The 16,117-nt window shown below is 58.0% G+C and carries 15 protein-coding genes and 2 tRNA genes; 2 read left to right on the top strand and 15 right to left on the bottom strand.

Translation table 11 applies throughout. The features are described 5' to 3' along the window. Positions 1-51 precede the first annotated feature (51 nt). The gene (locus tag FZE95_RS08540) at positions 52-2,160 is read left to right on the top strand and encodes a carboxy terminal-processing peptidase (protein ID WP_150300441.1); all 2,109 of its coding nucleotides are present in this window, start codon (positions 52-54) and stop codon (positions 2,158-2,160) included. A 722-nt stretch (positions 2,161-2,882) separates the two neighbouring features. Here the strand turns inward: FZE95_RS08540 and FZE95_RS08545 are convergent. The 3 genes from FZE95_RS08545 to FZE95_RS08555 all read right to left on the bottom strand — a co-directional run bounded on the left by FZE95_RS08545 (position 2,883) and on the right by FZE95_RS08555 (position 3,950). Beyond that, entirely contained in the window at positions 2,883-3,638 is a 756-nt protein-coding gene (locus FZE95_RS08545; RefSeq protein WP_150300442.1) for an FKBP-type peptidyl-prolyl cis-trans isomerase, read from the bottom strand. Between the two features lie 146 nt (positions 3,639-3,784). Further along, a tRNA-Asp gene (locus FZE95_RS08550) sits at positions 3,785-3,861 on the bottom strand. Between the two features lie 13 nt (positions 3,862-3,874). After that, positions 3,875-3,950: transfer RNA gene (locus FZE95_RS08555), tRNA-Val, on the bottom strand. 208 nt (positions 3,951-4,158) lie between these two features. On the opposite strand from FZE95_RS08555, the gene rdgC reads away from it, so the two are divergent. Next, positions 4,159-5,076: a recombination-associated protein RdgC gene (gene rdgC / locus FZE95_RS08560; RefSeq protein ID WP_150300443.1), complete on the top strand. Its 918-nt coding sequence runs from the start codon at positions 4,159-4,161 to the stop codon at positions 5,074-5,076. 306 nt (positions 5,077-5,382) lie between these two features. Here rdgC and bamD read toward each other — a convergent pair whose 3' ends face one another. The 12 genes from bamD to gspD are packed head-to-tail and all read right to left on the bottom strand — an operon-like array spanning position 5,383 to position 16,113. Beyond that, a complete protein-coding gene (gene bamD, locus FZE95_RS08565) occupies positions 5,383-6,000 on the bottom strand; it encodes an outer membrane protein assembly factor BamD (protein WP_150300444.1) in 618 nt (205 codons plus the stop codon). Positions 6,001-6,033: 33 nt separating this feature from the next. Then, on the bottom strand, positions 6,034-6,789 hold the full coding sequence (locus FZE95_RS08570; protein ID WP_150300445.1) for a type II secretion system protein N: 756 nt from the start codon (positions 6,787-6,789) through the stop codon (positions 6,034-6,036). Next, positions 6,789-7,271 (bottom strand): type II secretion system protein GspM, encoded by a 483-nt coding sequence (gspM, locus tag FZE95_RS08575; protein ID WP_150300446.1) that lies wholly within the window; start codon positions 7,269-7,271, stop codon positions 6,789-6,791. The genes FZE95_RS08570 and gspM overlap by 1 nt, the downstream gene beginning before the upstream one ends. After that, positions 7,268-8,503 (bottom strand): type II secretion system protein GspL, encoded by a 1,236-nt coding sequence (gene gspL / locus FZE95_RS08580; protein WP_150300447.1) that lies wholly within the window; start codon positions 8,501-8,503, stop codon positions 7,268-7,270. The genes gspM and gspL overlap by 4 nt, the downstream gene beginning before the upstream one ends. Positions 8,504-8,521: 18 nt before the next feature. After that, complete coding sequence (locus FZE95_RS08585) at positions 8,522-9,325, bottom strand: type II secretion system minor pseudopilin (RefSeq protein ID WP_150300448.1); 804 nt, start codon at positions 9,323-9,325, stop codon at positions 8,522-8,524. Beyond that, a complete protein-coding gene (gene gspJ, locus FZE95_RS08590) occupies positions 9,322-9,948 on the bottom strand; it encodes a type II secretion system minor pseudopilin GspJ (protein WP_150300449.1) in 627 nt (208 codons plus the stop codon). The genes FZE95_RS08585 and gspJ overlap by 4 nt, the downstream gene beginning before the upstream one ends. Beyond that, a complete protein-coding gene (gspI, locus tag FZE95_RS08595) occupies positions 9,945-10,337 on the bottom strand; it encodes a type II secretion system minor pseudopilin GspI (RefSeq protein ID WP_150300450.1) in 393 nt (130 codons plus the stop codon). Before gspI ends, gspJ begins: the two co-directional genes overlap by 4 nt. After that, entirely contained in the window at positions 10,318-10,860 is a 543-nt protein-coding gene (locus tag FZE95_RS08600; protein WP_150300451.1) for a GspH/FimT family protein, read from the bottom strand. Before FZE95_RS08600 ends, gspI begins: the two co-directional genes overlap by 20 nt. A 2-nt stretch (positions 10,861-10,862) precedes the next feature. Next, on the bottom strand, positions 10,863-11,318 hold the full coding sequence (gene gspG / locus FZE95_RS08605) for a type II secretion system major pseudopilin GspG (protein WP_163983127.1): 456 nt from the start codon (positions 11,316-11,318) through the stop codon (positions 10,863-10,865). A 13-nt stretch (positions 11,319-11,331) separates the two neighbouring features. Then, on the bottom strand, positions 11,332-12,543 hold the full coding sequence (gene gspF / locus FZE95_RS08610; RefSeq protein WP_150300453.1) for a type II secretion system inner membrane protein GspF: 1,212 nt from the start codon (positions 12,541-12,543) through the stop codon (positions 11,332-11,334). A 2-nt stretch (positions 12,544-12,545) separates the two neighbouring features. Further along, complete coding sequence (gspE, locus tag FZE95_RS08615) at positions 12,546-14,063, bottom strand: type II secretion system ATPase GspE (RefSeq protein WP_150300454.1); 1,518 nt, start codon at positions 14,061-14,063, stop codon at positions 12,546-12,548. 10 nt (positions 14,064-14,073) lie between these two features. After that, positions 14,074-16,113 (bottom strand): type II secretion system secretin GspD, encoded by a 2,040-nt coding sequence (gene gspD / locus FZE95_RS08620; RefSeq protein WP_150300455.1) that lies wholly within the window; start codon positions 16,111-16,113, stop codon positions 14,074-14,076. Between the last annotated feature and the right edge of the window lie 4 nt (positions 16,114-16,117).

The raw sequence follows: 16,117 nt of genomic DNA on the forward strand, positions 1-16,117 counted from the left end.
ATAAGACCTAACAGCATACTTCCTATCTATCTCTCCGGACACGATACCTACATGAGACTCCCTCCATCCCTGCGCAATACCTGCCTGGTTGCACTGCTGACCCTCGGCGGCGGTGTATACGCGGCCGAGAAACTCCCGGTTCTTGACGTGGAGAGCCTGCAATCCACACGCGAGCAACGCATCGCCAGCCTGAACACGGTCGAGCTGCTCCGTCGCCATCATTACAACAAGATCGAGCTTGATGATGCACTGTCCAGCGAGATATTCGACACCTATCTGAAGCAGCTTGATCCGCAACGCAGCCTGTTTACTGCGAAGGATATTCAGGAGTTCGAAAAGCATCGACTGAATCTCGACGACCTCCTCCTCAGCGGTGATCTGAGCGTTGGCTTTGATATCCACCGTACGCAAATCCAGCGCGCCAACGAGCGCGTGATTTACGCTTTGAGCCTGCTACACCAAGGACTTGAAGACATGGATTTCGAGAGCGACCAGCAGATCCGTCTGGACCGCGAGGATGCCGATTGGGTCGCTGACCGGGATGCGCTCGAGGAGCTCTGGTACCGCCAGCTCAAGGATGAAGTTCTTCGACTGAAACTCGCAGGACGCGACACCGACGCTATCGCAGAGCTGCTCGAAAAGCGCTACAAGAGTCAGCAGACCCGGCTGTCTCAAACCCGTAGCGAAGATATCTTCCAGAATTACATCAACGCATTCGCCCAGGTGTTCGATCCGCACACGCAGTACATGTCGCCCGAGAATGCCGAAAACTTCGATATCAATATGAGTCTGTCACTGGAAGGGATCGGTGCTGTTCTGCAAAGTGATGACGAATTCACCAAGATCGTTCGGCTGGTGCCGGCCGGCCCTGCCGAGAAGAGCAAACAACTTGCACCTGCCGACCGGATCGTCGGCGTCGCCCAGGAAAAAGGCGAAATGATCGATGTGGTGGGATGGCGTCTGGACGAGGTAGTCAAACTGATCCGTGGACCGAAAGGCTCCAGCATCACGCTTGAAGTGATACCGGCAAGCAATCCGACCACCGATCTCACCAGTCGCCAGGTCAAGCTAACCCGCGAAGCCGTGAAGCTGGAAGACCAGGCAGCCAATGCGGAGGTGCTGGACGTTCGTGAAGGCAGCAAGGACTACCGCATCGGTGTCATCGAAGTCCCCGGCTTCTATATCGATTTCAAAGCCTACCGCCGTGGCGATCCGGATTACCGCAGCACCACCCGGGACGTCCGCAGACTGCTGGGCGAGCTCGAGGAACAAAAGGTCGATGGCATCGTGCTGGATCTTCGCAACAATGGCGGTGGGTCCCTGCAGGAGGCCACCGAACTGACCGGGCTGTTTATTGATCAGGGACCGACCGTGCTGGTGCGCGATGCGCAGGGACAGGTACAGGTTCTGGATGACCCGGAAACCGGCTCGACCTATACCGGCCCACTAGCGGTGATGGTTAACCGGTTGTCTGCATCAGCTTCCGAAATTTTTGCAGGTGCCATGCAGGATTACGGTCGTGCCGTGGTGATCGGTGAACCGACCTTTGGCAAGGGCACGGTGCAATCCATTCAGCCGCTTAATCACGGCGAACTAAAGCTTACGCTCGCCAAGTTCTATCGTGTTTCGGGTCAGAGTACACAAAACCGCGGTGTCATCCCTGATATCCAGTTTCCCTCGCTGATGGAAACCGCGGAGATTGGCGAAAGCAACCTGCCCCGCGCACTGCCCTGGGATACCATCCCCCCGGCTCGCTACCGTATGGCTGGTCAACTTACGCCACTGCTTGAACCCTTGAACGAGCAACATCAGAAGCGTGCGGCAAAAGATCCCGATTTCGCCTACACCATGGCGCGTGTCGAGCTGAATCGCACGATGAAGGAACAGCAGTTCCTGCCCCTGAATGAAACCAAGCGACGCGAGCAGAAGGACAAGTTCGAGAAACAACTGCTTGAGCTGGAAAACAAACGGCGGGCGGCGCGTGGAGAAGAATTGATCACCTCTCTCGAAGAAGATGATCCGCTGCTTGAACAGGGTATTTCTGCGCTGACCGCAGAGCAGGACGAAGAAGACGATGAGACCGACCCTTTCCTCGCCGAAACAGGTCACATTCTGATCGACTTGCTACGTCTTCGCGAACAGGTCGCAGCCGCGAGCTGATATAACAACTGCAACACACGCAACCTGACCGCCAGCGACTCCCCAGGGTCGCTGGCGGTTTTGCATTAGCTGTCAGAAACCTTGCAACCCTTTGTTGGGCTTATACGCCAGAGGCAGCTGCCGCGAGCCGGCAGGGCCGCGCCGACACGCTGCAAGTACGTCCCTGTAAGCTCGCCGGCTGTAAGGCTGGAGCAAGTGTTGAAAACAGGGATGTCACCAAGCCCCAGGGACGGGTTCACGGCGTCTTGCGTAAGACTGGCAGGCGGTGGGCGATCTGCTCCGACCTTCTGAAACAGGACGCGACCTGACCGACTACTGATTAGATTGAATCCAGGTTTGACTGAGCTCGAGCCCCTGTGTCTTAGCGTTCAACCCTTCTCCGATTTCATGTGGATACCTGGCGTTTCGGCTCACAGATATAGCTGGTTCCTCCACCCTCGATTCAGGGTTATGGGAAACGTGACGGGTTACCCACATATTCTGTGGATAAGTCTGTGAACAAGGTATGGGAAACTGTGGCAAACGCCCGTTTAAACTAGGCTCAGGTCGAAATGAGTGAATTTTGATCAAACAAAAAGCTTTATAAATCAGTGATTTACAGTTCGTCTGGAAACAGGAGATTGGGAGGGAAACGTGCTTGAGTGTTACGGAGGAATGTGCATAACGGTAACAACCCAAGCCCCGATACGTCTGCGCTGGGGCTTGGAAGTGTTACTTTGATATTACTCGGCGGGAGCCGTTTCGTTGGCTTGAGTTTCGCCGTCGGATTCCGCACCGGCTTCGTCAATGCCCAGCAGTTCCATCTCGAACACCAGAATCGAGTTCGGAGGAATGACCGGGCTCGGGCTACGCTCGCCATATGCCAGATCGCTCGGAATGGTCACACGCCATTTATCACCCACGCGCATCATCTGCAGCGCTTCCACCCAACCAGGAATCACACCGCTCACAGGCAGATCGACTGGTTCGCCACGGCTGATGGAGCTATCGAATACCGTGCCATCGAGTAATTTGCCTTCGTAGTGCACCGATACCGTATCGGTTGCGTCAGGCTGAGGGGCATCCTCCGGACCAGACTCGAGAACCTCGTATTGCAGGCCAGACTCGGTAGTAGTGACCTCGTCCTTTTCAGCGTTCTCGGCAAGATACTCTTCGTTGGCTTCGCGCGTTTCGGAAACCAGGGCGGTAGCCCGCTCTTCAGCGCGGCTCTGCAGCTCCGTGAAAGCGGCCCGAAGTTCTTCTTCGCCAACGCGAGGTGGTTGTTTGGAGAGAGCGTCCTGCATACCCAGGGCAAGCGCATTGGGATCAATGTCGTCGAGACCGTCCTGCAACAGGCTCTCGCCCATGTTCAGGCCGATACCATAGGACGCTTGCTGAATTGGGGTACTGATGTCGACTTCCGTTTCCTTGTCGCCGCCACAACCAACAAGAGTGAGAATACTCAGGGCAACACCTGCTGCCAGCAGATTACGCTTCATGCTTACCTCAATTGACAAGCCCCATAGGGCGGAAATAAAGCAGGAAGCTTAACAGGGGAATACAACCCAATCTACCAGCTGGCTGGCAAAGTTTGAGCAAAGAGGAAGGTAATATTGAACGGATATAACAAGGGGGAGGTAAAAAATGGCGCAGCGGACGGGACTCGAACCCGCGACCCCCGGCGTGACAGGCCGGTATTCTAACCAACTGAACTACCGCTGCGCGTAACCTCGAGTGGTGGGTGATGACGGGATCGAACCGCCGACCCTCTGCTTGTAAGGCAGATGCTCTCCCAGCTGAGCTAATCACCCGTTTGCTCTCGAAGTGGGGCGCATTCTAGGCAGGTTTTTATCTTCTGGCAACACCTTTTTCGAAAATAAATTCACTCTTTTTCAATATCTTACTCGCAGCCCCCGAGAAGACTGGTCGCCAGCCGCGCTGTCAGGCAATATTGCCCGGCTTCGTGCCCCGGTGCATATGCCCCGTCGGCCAAACGTACAGGTAATCAAGGACTGCATAATGTGGTTTCGTAATCTTCTTCTCTACCGCTTCAGCCAGAATATTCCCTTTGGCGAAGCCGAATTACTGACGGCGCTTGAACAGCGCCCCGCTCGTCCCTGCGCCAGTCAGGAGACGCACACGCTAGGTTGGACCACTCCCTTCGGCAGACACTCCGAGAACCTTCTACAAGTCGCAGAGGGCTACTGGTTGATCGCCATGCGCAAGGAAGAGCGCATTTTGCCAGGCAGCGTCGTCAAGGATGCGCTGGCAGAGAAGGTTGAGGAGATCGAAGCACGAGACGCGCGCAAAATCTACAAGAAGGAGCGCGACACGCTGAAGGACGAGATTGTCATGTCGTTGCTTCCCCGCGCCTTCACCCGTACCCAGACTACGCTTGCCTGCATTGCACCTGCCGAGGGCTGGATTGCAGTCGATAGTTCGAGTAGCAAGCGCGCCGAGGACCTGCTCAGTCTGCTGCGTGAGTGCACCGGAAGCCTTCCCGTACGACCCATGAACGTGAAGATGGCCCCTGCCGCGGCCATGACCGACTGGGTGAAGAACGGCGAAGCGCCTGAAGGGTTGGTAGTACTTGATGAATGCGAGTTGCGCGACACCGGCGAAGACGGTGGCGTGATTCGCTGCAAGCGCCAGGATCTGGCGAGCGACGAAATTCAACAGCACCTCACCGTTGGCAAGCAAGTCAGCCAGCTGACCATGGCCTGGCATGACAAGCTCGTCCTGACGCTTGATGACAAGCTGACGGTGAAACGCCTGCGTTTCGAAGAATTGTTACGGGATGAAGTAGACGACCAGGGCGGAGATGATATGGCTAGTCAGCTGGACGCTACGTTCATCATCATGTCGAAAACGCTCAGCGAACTGATACCGGCGCTGACAACGGCGCTGGGCGGCGAAGATATTCCACAGGGAATCTGAACAGAAAAGCTATCCACAGATTCTGTGGACAACTCTGTGGGTAGCTTCTCAATAACCCTTCCCAATGCACAGAAGGCGGGAGACCGAGTTAGAATGATCAAAAATTAACCAGTGATTTTATTCATTAAAATCAACAAGTTACAAATATCAAGTCAATTTACTACCGTTATAAGTCTTTTCCTGTCTATAACTCCGACTCATTATCCCGCTGTGCACAATGTCAACCCTCACGCATCAGAAAAAGCGCTGAAATGCCGGCCTGGGTGCCTACCTGCCTGGGCAGACCATTCCAACATGTCGCCACCATCACCGGCGATTATGTTCCAGCCAGCGCGCGGCATCCTTGGCGGCCGCGCTGCGAGGATAGGTCTTGACCACGTAGCGTAAACGGGACTCGCCCGTCTCGAGGTCATTCGCCTCTATCGCATTCTGCGCCAACTGATATTCCGCCCGCGCCATCCCTTCATGCAGTTGTTCCAGCCGTGGAGCAATCTCATGGCGATAGGGTGACTCGGGGTAAGCCCGTACGAAACGCGCCATATGATTATGTGCCTGGCGGCCCAGTGCCAAGCGTTGTTGCGCATCCCCTGCGGAGGACTCGAATCGCACAAAGTCGGTTAACGCGAGTAGATAGGCGGAATAATCCGGAAACGGCGGATCGACATGCCGCGAGTCATAGTCGCTCAACAAGTGTTTCACAGCGTCCAGATCGCCTTGTTGCAAACAAAGAAAGGCTGTCTCCTGCTCCAGTGCAGGCTCCTTGACGTCGACCACCTGGCGAGCAAGCGCCATGCTGCAGCGCCCCATGCTCAGCTTCGCTCTGGCGTCGGCAATTGCTTCGGCGCGCTGGCTATCTTTCTGGCTCATGCTCGAGCAACCCGTCAGAGTAGCCAGCAGTAACACCATCATGAATTTACGACTCACTATATTTACTCCTCGGATTAACGCGAATATTCGCTATTGCAACTGGGCACGCCAGCCAATCCAGCCCTGTGCGTCGGGTTTCCCAAGCATCCCCAGACCGCCTGCTAGCGCGTCCTCCGCGCTTGCGCGAGCCTGAAGGCGTGAATCTATCTGCATTGCTTGTCCGGGGCGCCAGCGGGCGTCACCGCGCAGTCCAAGCGGCCCGCCCTGATCGCCCAGATTGAAGACCAGCCAATCGTCTTCGCCGGACAACGCTGCCGTCAGATCCCCGAGTTCCATCGGTCTGGGCAAGCCACCGGCGGCGTTCTGCCAAACCAGCTGGCCCTCCGCCCGACCAACATTCTCGAAATCCTTGAGCTCGAGCACCGGCACATCAAGCAGCCAGGTTCCACGCAAGACAAAGGGCGCCTTGTTGATAGCCGCCATGCTTGCAGCATCCAGTCGGCCGTTTACCTGTTCAAGTCTGACCGATCCAAAGCCGAGCTTCATGGTCGCATCGACATGCCCGTTCCGAGGTTGCCAGATCAGATCCAGCGCAATGCGTCCGGTCAACATATGTCCGGGCTTCCAGTCCCAGTAAAGCGCGCCCTGATCTATGCCGCTCACTTCCATGCGCTGCACATGGCCAGACCACAAGGTCCCTGAGAGGCCATGCAGCGTCACCTCGGCAGGTAGCTGATTGGATATACGGTTCCAGACGAAGGCTGCCGGCAAGTTCCAGAGAAGACTCAGCAGATAAATGACCACAGCCGCGATCAAGGTATTCTTCAGGGTCAGCCACTTCAGCATTAGCGTGGCTCCACCATCAAACGCGCGGAAACCATTCCAGGGCTGCTGCTTACATCCACCGCCAACTGGCTTATCTGTAAACCGTGACGATTTTCGAGGTCATTCAGCCAGCCGACCAGCGAATCAAACCCGACCTCTTCAAAAGAAAGCCTCGCCCCGCTTCCTTCCGGCTGGACACGCCCGAGCGCTTGCTTGATGCCTGCCGCGTTGGCAGAGACTTCTATCAACGTGAGTACTGAACCGCCCGCCCCCGCTGAGGGTTGACTACGCTGCTGCGCCCCGCGGCGCCGAACCTGATCAGATACTTGCTGCATCCACGCCAGGTCAGTTGAGAGTGCGCCGACCTCCGAGCGCAACTCGGCACGGTTCGAGGCCAGAGGCTCCCATACCCCCAACCACAGAAACAGCACCACCAGCGCTACCAGTCCTGCCAGCACTATGCGCTGTTCGCGTGGGACCAGTCCTGCCCACCAAGCTTTCATGATTCGCTCCTTTCAACCTTGAGACGCGCCGTGACGCCTTCGGTGCCGGAGTCAGCGCCCTGTAGGGTCTCACGCAGCGCTGGCTTGGCAGCGAGGTTCGCCCGGATAGTTTCGAGCTCGGCGAACGAGGCCACATGCAACTCTATTTCCATGTCCACTGGTGTGGCCCTGAATTCACGAATCTCTGCCTTGCCGTCCTTGCTGCTTGCCGCCAGCACTTCATATAACAACCCACCCATGCCACCGTTGCCGCTACTTCCGCCGCCTTCCAGCGCCTCGCGAAATTGCGTGACCGGATCCACCCGGCGACTGGTGGGCAGTGTCGTATCGAACAGGCTGTTGATCTCGGCCTGCAGACGATCCCGTTCGCGCACCAGCGTCCAGGTTTCAAGACCGAACTGCGTCGCCAGCACGGCCAGCAGCACCCCGGCAGCAATCATGGTGGTGCGCATCTTGCGCCACGGGGGCGCGGCCATACTCGAGGCGTAAGGGCCCGTCAGTAAATTGAATACCGGACGCGTATCAGTGGCACGGCGCAGCGCTGGCTCAAGCAATTCCGGCCTTAAATCCGGGCCAGTAATAACCTGTGTATCCCCGCCCTGATTCAACGCACCCGCCCCAACTCCATACAACTCGAGAATGCGGTCTTCCGGGTCACGATCAGCCAGGCGGCGCTGGAGCCAGAAACCAAGCAGGCTCTCCTCCATCATCACCGGTTCCTGATCAGCAGCGGTTACGATGACCAGCGGCATATCGGTCGGCCAGGGAGAGTGCTGAACGCGCAAAACCCCGGCCGGTGGCAATTCCGCATGCAGTTCCGACAGCGGCATCAAGGCTTCAAGCCGCCAGCCTGCCTGCTCGAACAGCTCCTGCCAGAACACCATGTTGGAATGCTCGACCACCGCCGCCGCAACACGGTCATCCGGCCGGCGCGGCCCGGCGGCAAAGTGCAGCTCATCAAGCTCCTGACTGAGGAAGTCTTCCAGGGCGAACGGCAACGCCGCCCTGACTGCAGAGGCCTTGCGCACGGGAATTCTCACCCGGTACAGCGTCACTGCGGACGGCGGCACCAAGGCGCGCATCCGTTCCGTCGGGTACTGGTCATGCAACGCCTCGAGCGTGTCATGCCCTGCATCAACCAGACTTCCGTCACGGTCGGTATGCCACCAATGCATTCGAACCGGGCCCGGACTGTCAGGCTGCAGGTGTTCTGGTAACAAGACTATCAACATGATCAGATCCGCTTTTCTTCAGGGCTCGCAGGCCGTTTGTTCGCGCAGGATGACAGTGCCGCTGGCAGCATCCAGCGTCGTGCATTGATAAAACCGGCGTTCGCCGAATTCCGCAGTCAGCTGAAGCCGCATGAACCACGGCGCCTCAGCGGAAGCCCCACGCTCGGCGAAGACTTCCTGCATCAGCTCCGCACTGCGTTCCATGTCGATAGGGCTGGCGGTGCCGGGATAAGCCGTAACGTAAGGAGCCAGCGCGTGCCAGGCTTCATCAGTCATGCCGGAAACGGCTGTTAATTCCGAAGCCAGCAGCATGCTCCGATTGCCAGACACCCGAGCCGGCTTGGCCAAGCGATATACCGGGTCATCCGTTTCCGGATTCATCCAGTCGCTTACCGCCAGGGCCAGCTCGGCACCGGATGGCATCGTCACACCACTTTCCTGAGAGACCCTGTCAACCAGGCGGGCGAAAAAGCCTTGCTCAACTTCGTCAGCCCCCGCCAATGCGTTTATGTTGTAACGGCACTGCATGTTGTCCAACGTTGCCAGCATGCGAATTCCATCGACTTCGAAGGGCAGTACCGGTGACAGGCACGTCTCCCATAGGAGTTCGTCCGGCCCCTCGGTTTGTTCCAGCAGCTGCAGCACCATTTTCTCAGCGCCCATGGTGATATGCCGCGACAGGTCGCGCTCGAATACAGCGCTGGTACGGCGGATATCCGCCTGGCTGCGCAAGGCCATTGCCACGGCCGCGGTGACCGACAGGGCCACCACCAACAGCGCAGTGATCAACGCGACCCCTTGCTGATCCGCCCGGGACCTCATAGCCCCACCGCCATCAATCGACGAATCACGCCCAGACCGGGGAGGTCGATCACCACTTCGACAGCCATGGGTAATGCGCTACTTTCTTCGTCTGCATCGGCCGGCGGCCAGGACTCGAGTCGCTCCAGCCCCGAAGGCGTGCGCACCACGAACAGAAATCCACTCTCCACGCCGAGCCTTTCGTCTTCGCCCACCAGCTCGGCAAATGGCCGGGTGCGCATGCTGTCAGGATCGACTACGTCCAGACCATCCCACATGCGGCGTTCCAGCCCGCGCTCAGTTATCTCCCAGGCAGTACGGCGCAGCCGATGATCGCCTCCCGCGCCGGCCCGGACCAGCTCGAGCAATGTCTCGTCACCACCTGGTCGCAAGCGAAGTGGCGGCAGCCGATCCCCAAATTCATCGCGCGATTCGATGTCGACCAACTGCGCCAGATCACGCTCCAGTACGCTCAATGTAACCTGTAGATCCGCCAGTTTTTGCGCCTGGATTCGAGTGATGTGATCGGCATCAAGAACAGCGCGCAAGCCTTGGTATGCAACCAGGCTCATGATCGCAAACACGACCATGGCGATGAGCATCTCGAGCAGGGTGAAACCACCCTCGCTTCGCCGGCCATTCATGGCAGTACAAATCCGCTGACTGAGGCACGCTGATGCGTCTCCCCCCGCTCCGCCAACCACAGACGGATGTCGATACGCTGAACCGGGGGCAAGGGGATAGGAGAATCTGGTGTGAATGCACCAATTTCTATCTTGTACGCGAATTGATAGGGCCCCATTTCTACCTCGCCCGAGCGTTTGCTGTCGGACAGCGGTCGCATGCCCGTTTCATATTCAGCCAAGAGATTCTGGCCGGCCCAATGGGCAAGCGTCCGTTCCTGAAGGTATGCCGTATTGCGCGCATGGTCCGCACCGCCCTTCACCAACGCACCCAGGGCAACCCCGAGAATCGCCAGCGCAACCAGTACCTCCAGCAGGGTGAAGCCGCGATTACTCTTCCTCGAGCTCATTAAGCACCTCGACGCTGCCTTCCAGGCCCACTCTGATATACCGCTCCAGTTGGTTGCCGGGAATCCTCAAAGTAATGATCGCGGGCGTCATCTCACCCGTTGCGCCTAGCCGTATATGGGGCTCCCAGCCATTGGTCTGACGCAGCCCCCGCCGTTCACCTTCGATCTCAAGGTCCAACTCGATCAATCCTTGCTCCAGTTGCCGAGGGCCGAGCTGAGGGTCCCGCACCGGCTGCCACTCGCGCGTGGCATCGTCCAGAATCATCAGCTCAAGAAAGCTGTATGCATCATGACGAAGGCCTAACGCCCGGTCCGCCTCCCCTGTTATCAACAATTCATCGCGCGCCAGCCGCAACGCCCCGGCAAGTCGCTCGGCCTCGGTTCGCAGTTTGCGCTCCGCGCCATCACCCACCGAGAGCGTCGCCAGGCTGGCTACAACCCCGACCAGCACCAGCACAACCAGCAATTCCATCAAGGTAAAGCCGTACTGCCTTTGCCGCCAAGAATGCCGGTGTTGGTACATGTTCAGCGCCGCTCGTCCTGTTCGGGATCCCAGTTCCCGATGTCAGCGTTGGAGTCTTCACCCCCGGGGCGGCCGTCTGCGCCGAGACTGAACAGATCGTACTCCCGGTCGCCACGACCTGGGCGACGATACTGGTATTCACGACCCCACGGATCCTTCTGCAAACGGTCGATGTAGCCACCTGTACGCCAGTTTCGTGCGGTCGCGTCACCTGATGGCCGGGTTACCAACGCATTCAGGCCCTGCTCGGTGGTCGGGTAGTTGAAATTGTCGAGACGGTAAAGGTTCAGTGCACTTTCCAGCGCACGTATATCGTTTTCAGCTTTGGTAACACGCGCCTGGTCGGGACGATCCATGACGCGCGGGACGACGACTGCCGCCAGAATCCCGAGAATTACGACCACCACCATGACCTCGATCAGGGTGAAACCGCGCTGTAGCGCTCTTGTGTTTTTCATAGTCTTGAGCATGTCAGTTAACCAGTTGATTGAGTTCGAAGATCGGCAGAAGAATGGCCAGTACAATGATCAGTACTACGCCGCCCATCGCCAGAATCAGCAGGGGTTCGAAAACGCCCATCACGATTGCTATACGCGCCTCCAGTTCGCGTTCCTGTGTTTCGGCTGCCCTTTCCAGCATCTGGTCCAGCGTGCCGCTGCTTTCGCCACTCTTGATCAGGCTCAGCGTCATGGGTGGGAAGTATCCGCTTCGCTCCAGCGATGCGCCCACCCCGGCGCCTTCCCTGACCCGCTTCGCCGCATCACTGACGGCGTCGCGCATAGGTACATTGGAAATCACGCTGGCGCTCATATTCAAGGCCTCGAGTAGCGGAACACCGCTGCCGGCCAGGATATTCAGGGTTCGAGCGAAACGGGCCGTATTCAGGCCGCGGATCAGGCGCCCAAGCAAAGGTAACCGGAGCAACCAGGCATGCCAGCGATACAATGCCTTGGGTCGCTTGAGTACTTCCTTGGCGGCAAAGTAGGCAGCGACCATCCCTATCGCCATCACCAGCCCCCAGTTACGCAGGGCATCGCTGGTAGCGATCAGCGCGCGGGTCAGCCAGGGCAGCTGTTGATTCATGCCGGTAAAGACCTGCACCACCTCGGGTACTACGTAGGTGAGCAGCGCAACGGTCACCAACAAGGCAACCACGGTAAGTACCCCAGGGTAAAACATGGCCAGCTGAATCTTCTGACGCATCGCATTCTGCGCTTCAACGTTGTCCGCAAGGCGCTCCAGAACCAGGTCCAGGCGGCCAGCCGATTCCCCCGCAGCGATCGTGGTTCGATAAATCGATGGAAATACCGAAGGAAACTCCCCCAGCGCATGCGCCAGCGGCAGCCCTTCCATGACCCGGGTGCGCACGGCGGACAAGGTCGATTTGACCTTCGGCGTTTCGCTTTGCCGGGCCACGGTGCCTAGTACTTCTTCGATGGGCATACCGGCCCGGGCCAGCGTTGCCATCTGTCGTGTTGCAAGCGCCAGTTCCAGGGGTTTCACCCGCGGCTGGAATACCGGCATGCGCAGTGCAGCGTGACGCTCCGCTACCTGATGCACCGACATCGGCATCAATCCCTGGTCACGCAACCGGCCACGTACCTGGCGGCTGGAATCGCCCTCCTCCACACCTTTACGGGTCTTGCCCGCCTGGTCCAACGCTACATATTCGAAAGCAGGCATGTTCAGTCCTCCCTGGTGACGCGAAGAACTTCTTCCAGCGTGGTGTCGCCCATCAATACGCGACGCAGGCCATCCTGGCGAATGCCGAGTTGCTCGATACGCGCATGCCTGACCATCGCCTGCTCGCTGGCGCCATCATGAATCAGGCCACGCAGGGTATCGTCGATTTCGATAAGCTCGTAGATACCGGTCCGCCCCTTGTACCCGCTTTGATTGCACGCAGCACAAGCGCCCGGGCGGTACAAGGTGGGTGGATTAGCCGGATCAACGTTCATCAGTTTGCATTCACTCGCCGTGGCGATATGCGGCGTACGACACGAGGGACACAGAGTTCGCACCAGCCGCTGCGCGAGGACGCCGTTAAGCGTGGATGACAACAGAAACGGCTCGATGCCCATGTCACGCAGACGCGTTATCGCGCCCACAGCGGTGTTGGTATGCAAGGTCGAGAACACCAGGTGCCCAGTCAAACTGGCCTGAATGGCGATCTGCACGGTCTCGATGTCGCGGATCTCACCGACCATCACAACATCAGGATCCTGACGCAGAATGGCGCGTAGGCCGCGGGCAAAGGTCATATCCACCTTGGAATTGATCTGGGTCTGGCCAATCCCGTCCAGATAGTATTCGATCGGATCTTCTACCGTCAGGATATTGCGGGTGCGGTCGTTGAGGCGCATCAAGGCCGAGTACAGGGTTGTGGTTTTACCCGAGCCGGTCGGACCCGTTACCAGCACGATGCCGTGGGGCTTGTTAACCACACGCTCCATCGCTTCGTAATGCTGTTCACACATCCCCAGGTGACGCAGCTCGAGACGTCCAGCCTGCTTGTCCAGCAAACGAAGAACGACCCGCTCTCCGTGGCCCGAAGGCAGGGTGGAAACCCGCACGTCCACGGCACGACCCACCAGTTTCAAACCTATGCGACCATCCTGCGGCAACCGTTTTTCGGCGATATCCAGTTTTGCCATGACCTTGATACGCGACACAATTACCGGCGCCAATGCGCGGGGCGGCTCCAGCACTTCGCGTAGCACACCATCGACGCGCAGACGAATCGACAAGCGATTCTCGAAGGGTTCGATATGAATATCCGACGCGTTTTCCTTCACGGCCTCGGAGAGCAAGGCGTTGATCAGACGGATGATCGGCGCTTCGTCCTGGGATTCGAGCAAATCCTCGGGCTCAGCCAGCGACTGAGCGACCGACATCAGATCACCGTCATCCAGACCTTCAACAAGCTGCATGGCATCGTTTGCCGAGCGCTCATAGCGGTCTCGCAAGCGAGCGGCGAAGGCGTCATCATCAAGCATCAGGGGACGCAGCGGGTGCCCCGAACGGCGGCGCAGCTCCAGCAATGCCTGCGGATCACAATCCGAACGTACGAACACATCGAGCAAACCGTCCTGGAGATTTCCGGTAAGCACACCGAAACGACGGGCAAAGCGATACCCCGTTTCGGCCTGCTGGCCGGGATCTGCAATGGCATCGCTGATATCGCTGATTTCGCTTTCGCTCATGTCAGCCGCCTCAATTCACTTTCGGAGGAGCAGGAATAGCCGTCTTGACAGGCACGCCGCCCTGGGCTGCGTTTTCGAACGGCGGTGGCAGGCTCAACAGATAGTTCCAGTCGGGCAATACCGGCATGCTATCGCTGGGCAGCATGCGGTCGCCGCGTTCCTGTTCCTTGAGCTGCTGGTCACGAATATAAGTATATTTCGAGTGAGTCACGCTTTCTGCTACAGCGGTATCACGGATGATGACCGGCCGCAGAAAAACCATCAGGTTACGCTTTTCCAGACGCCCTGTGTCATACCGGAACAACCGGCCCAGGCCAGGAATATCACCCAGCCCCGGTACCTTGTCGCGGGTCTCGACCATCTGGTCGTCAATCAATCCGCCAAGAACGATGAGTTCGTTATCGTCCACCATCACGGTAGTGGTCAGGCTGCGCTTGTTGGTAATGATGTCAGCTGCACCGCTTGCACCCTGCGCAATCTGTGACACCTCCTGCGCGATTTCGAGACGCACCGCATTACCTTCATTGATCTGCGGCCTGATTTTCAGCTTGATACCCACGTCCTGCCGCTCGATGGTGTCGAACGCCTGACCTGAATCTTCAACCGATCGCCCGACGATGAACGGAACGTTCTGGCCGACAACGATCTCGGCTTCCTCGTTGTCCAGCGTCAACAGACTGGGCGTAGACAGAATGTTACTCGAGCTATCGCCCTGCAGCGCGTTGACCAACATGGCGATCTGGGTACTGCCTATATTACCGGCGGCACCGAAGGTAGCCCCATCGGCCAGCGAAGGCGGCGTGGTGACATCGCCCTCAAGGAAATTGTTGACCCCTGCGGCAAGGTTGACGATACCGCGGCCGCCGCGATTGAAATTGATAATACCGACACCGCCGTTATCGTTCCCAATACCCCACTGCACGCCGAGCTCCTTGGCGCGATCGTAGGAAACCTCGGCGATCACCGCTTCGACCAGAACCTGGGCTCGGCGAATGTCCAGTTGAGTGATGATGCCGGACAGGTCGCGGGTCAGCTCCGCAGGACCGAATATCACTACCGAATTGGTGCTTTCGTGCGCCTGAATACGCACCTTGGACTCGTCCATGCTACTCATGCTACCGGCAGCGCCATCTTCGCTGGTTTGCACGTTATTTCGATCACGTCCCTCGGCGATCCCACGAAGCAGTTCAGCCACATCTTCCGCCTTCGCATATCGCAGATAGTGCACCTGGCTATTGCCGCTATCGCCCGGCACGTCCATCTGATAGACCATCTTGCGCAGTGACGCTCGACGAGCCGCTTCCCCTCGCAGAATGATGGTATTGGTTCGCTCGTCAGCAATGATTCGAGTGCGTTTGTTGAACTCATCGCCGCTGTTATCGCCCTCAAGGCCCTGCACCATCCGCATGATGTCGGCTGCCGCAGCATGCTCCAGAGGGATGATTTCAAAATCATCCATCGACTCCCGATCGATTCGATGGATAAGCCCTTCGATACGCCGTACGTTCGCTGCCGTATCGGCGATCACCAGGGTATTCGATTCGGCTGCGGCGGCCAGATGCCCGCCTTTCGGGACCAATGGCCGCAGAATTCTCACCAGCTGGCCGGCATTGATGTGCTTGACGCTGATGACGTGAGTGATGACTTCGTCGCCGCGGCTGTCTTCATTCAATCCGGCGACCTCGTTCTCCTTCGCCTGCACCTCGGGCACGATCCGGACAACCCCTTCGGAACCTTCCACCGCAGCGAAACCGTAGGATTTCAGCACACCGAGAAACAGATCGTACAGCTCGCCCCGGCGGACCGGTTTACCCGACACCACATTTACCTGGCCACGAACGCGCGGATCAACAATGAAGTTGATACCGGTTTCCAGGCTCACTATCTCGATCAGTCCATTGATATCCGCGTCACGCAGATTCAACACCAGTTCCTCATTGGGGTTACCCACTGGGCTATCCGGCGACTGCGCAGCAATGGACGAAGCCAGCAAACTCAGACTCAATGCCACGGGAAGGGTATAACGGTTAAATGAGAACAACGTCGGCATCGTG

The sequence above is a fragment of the Pseudomonas profundi genome, from assembly GCF_008638305.1.
GTDB classification, from domain to species: domain Bacteria; phylum Pseudomonadota; class Gammaproteobacteria; order Pseudomonadales; family Pseudomonadaceae; genus Halopseudomonas; species Halopseudomonas profundi.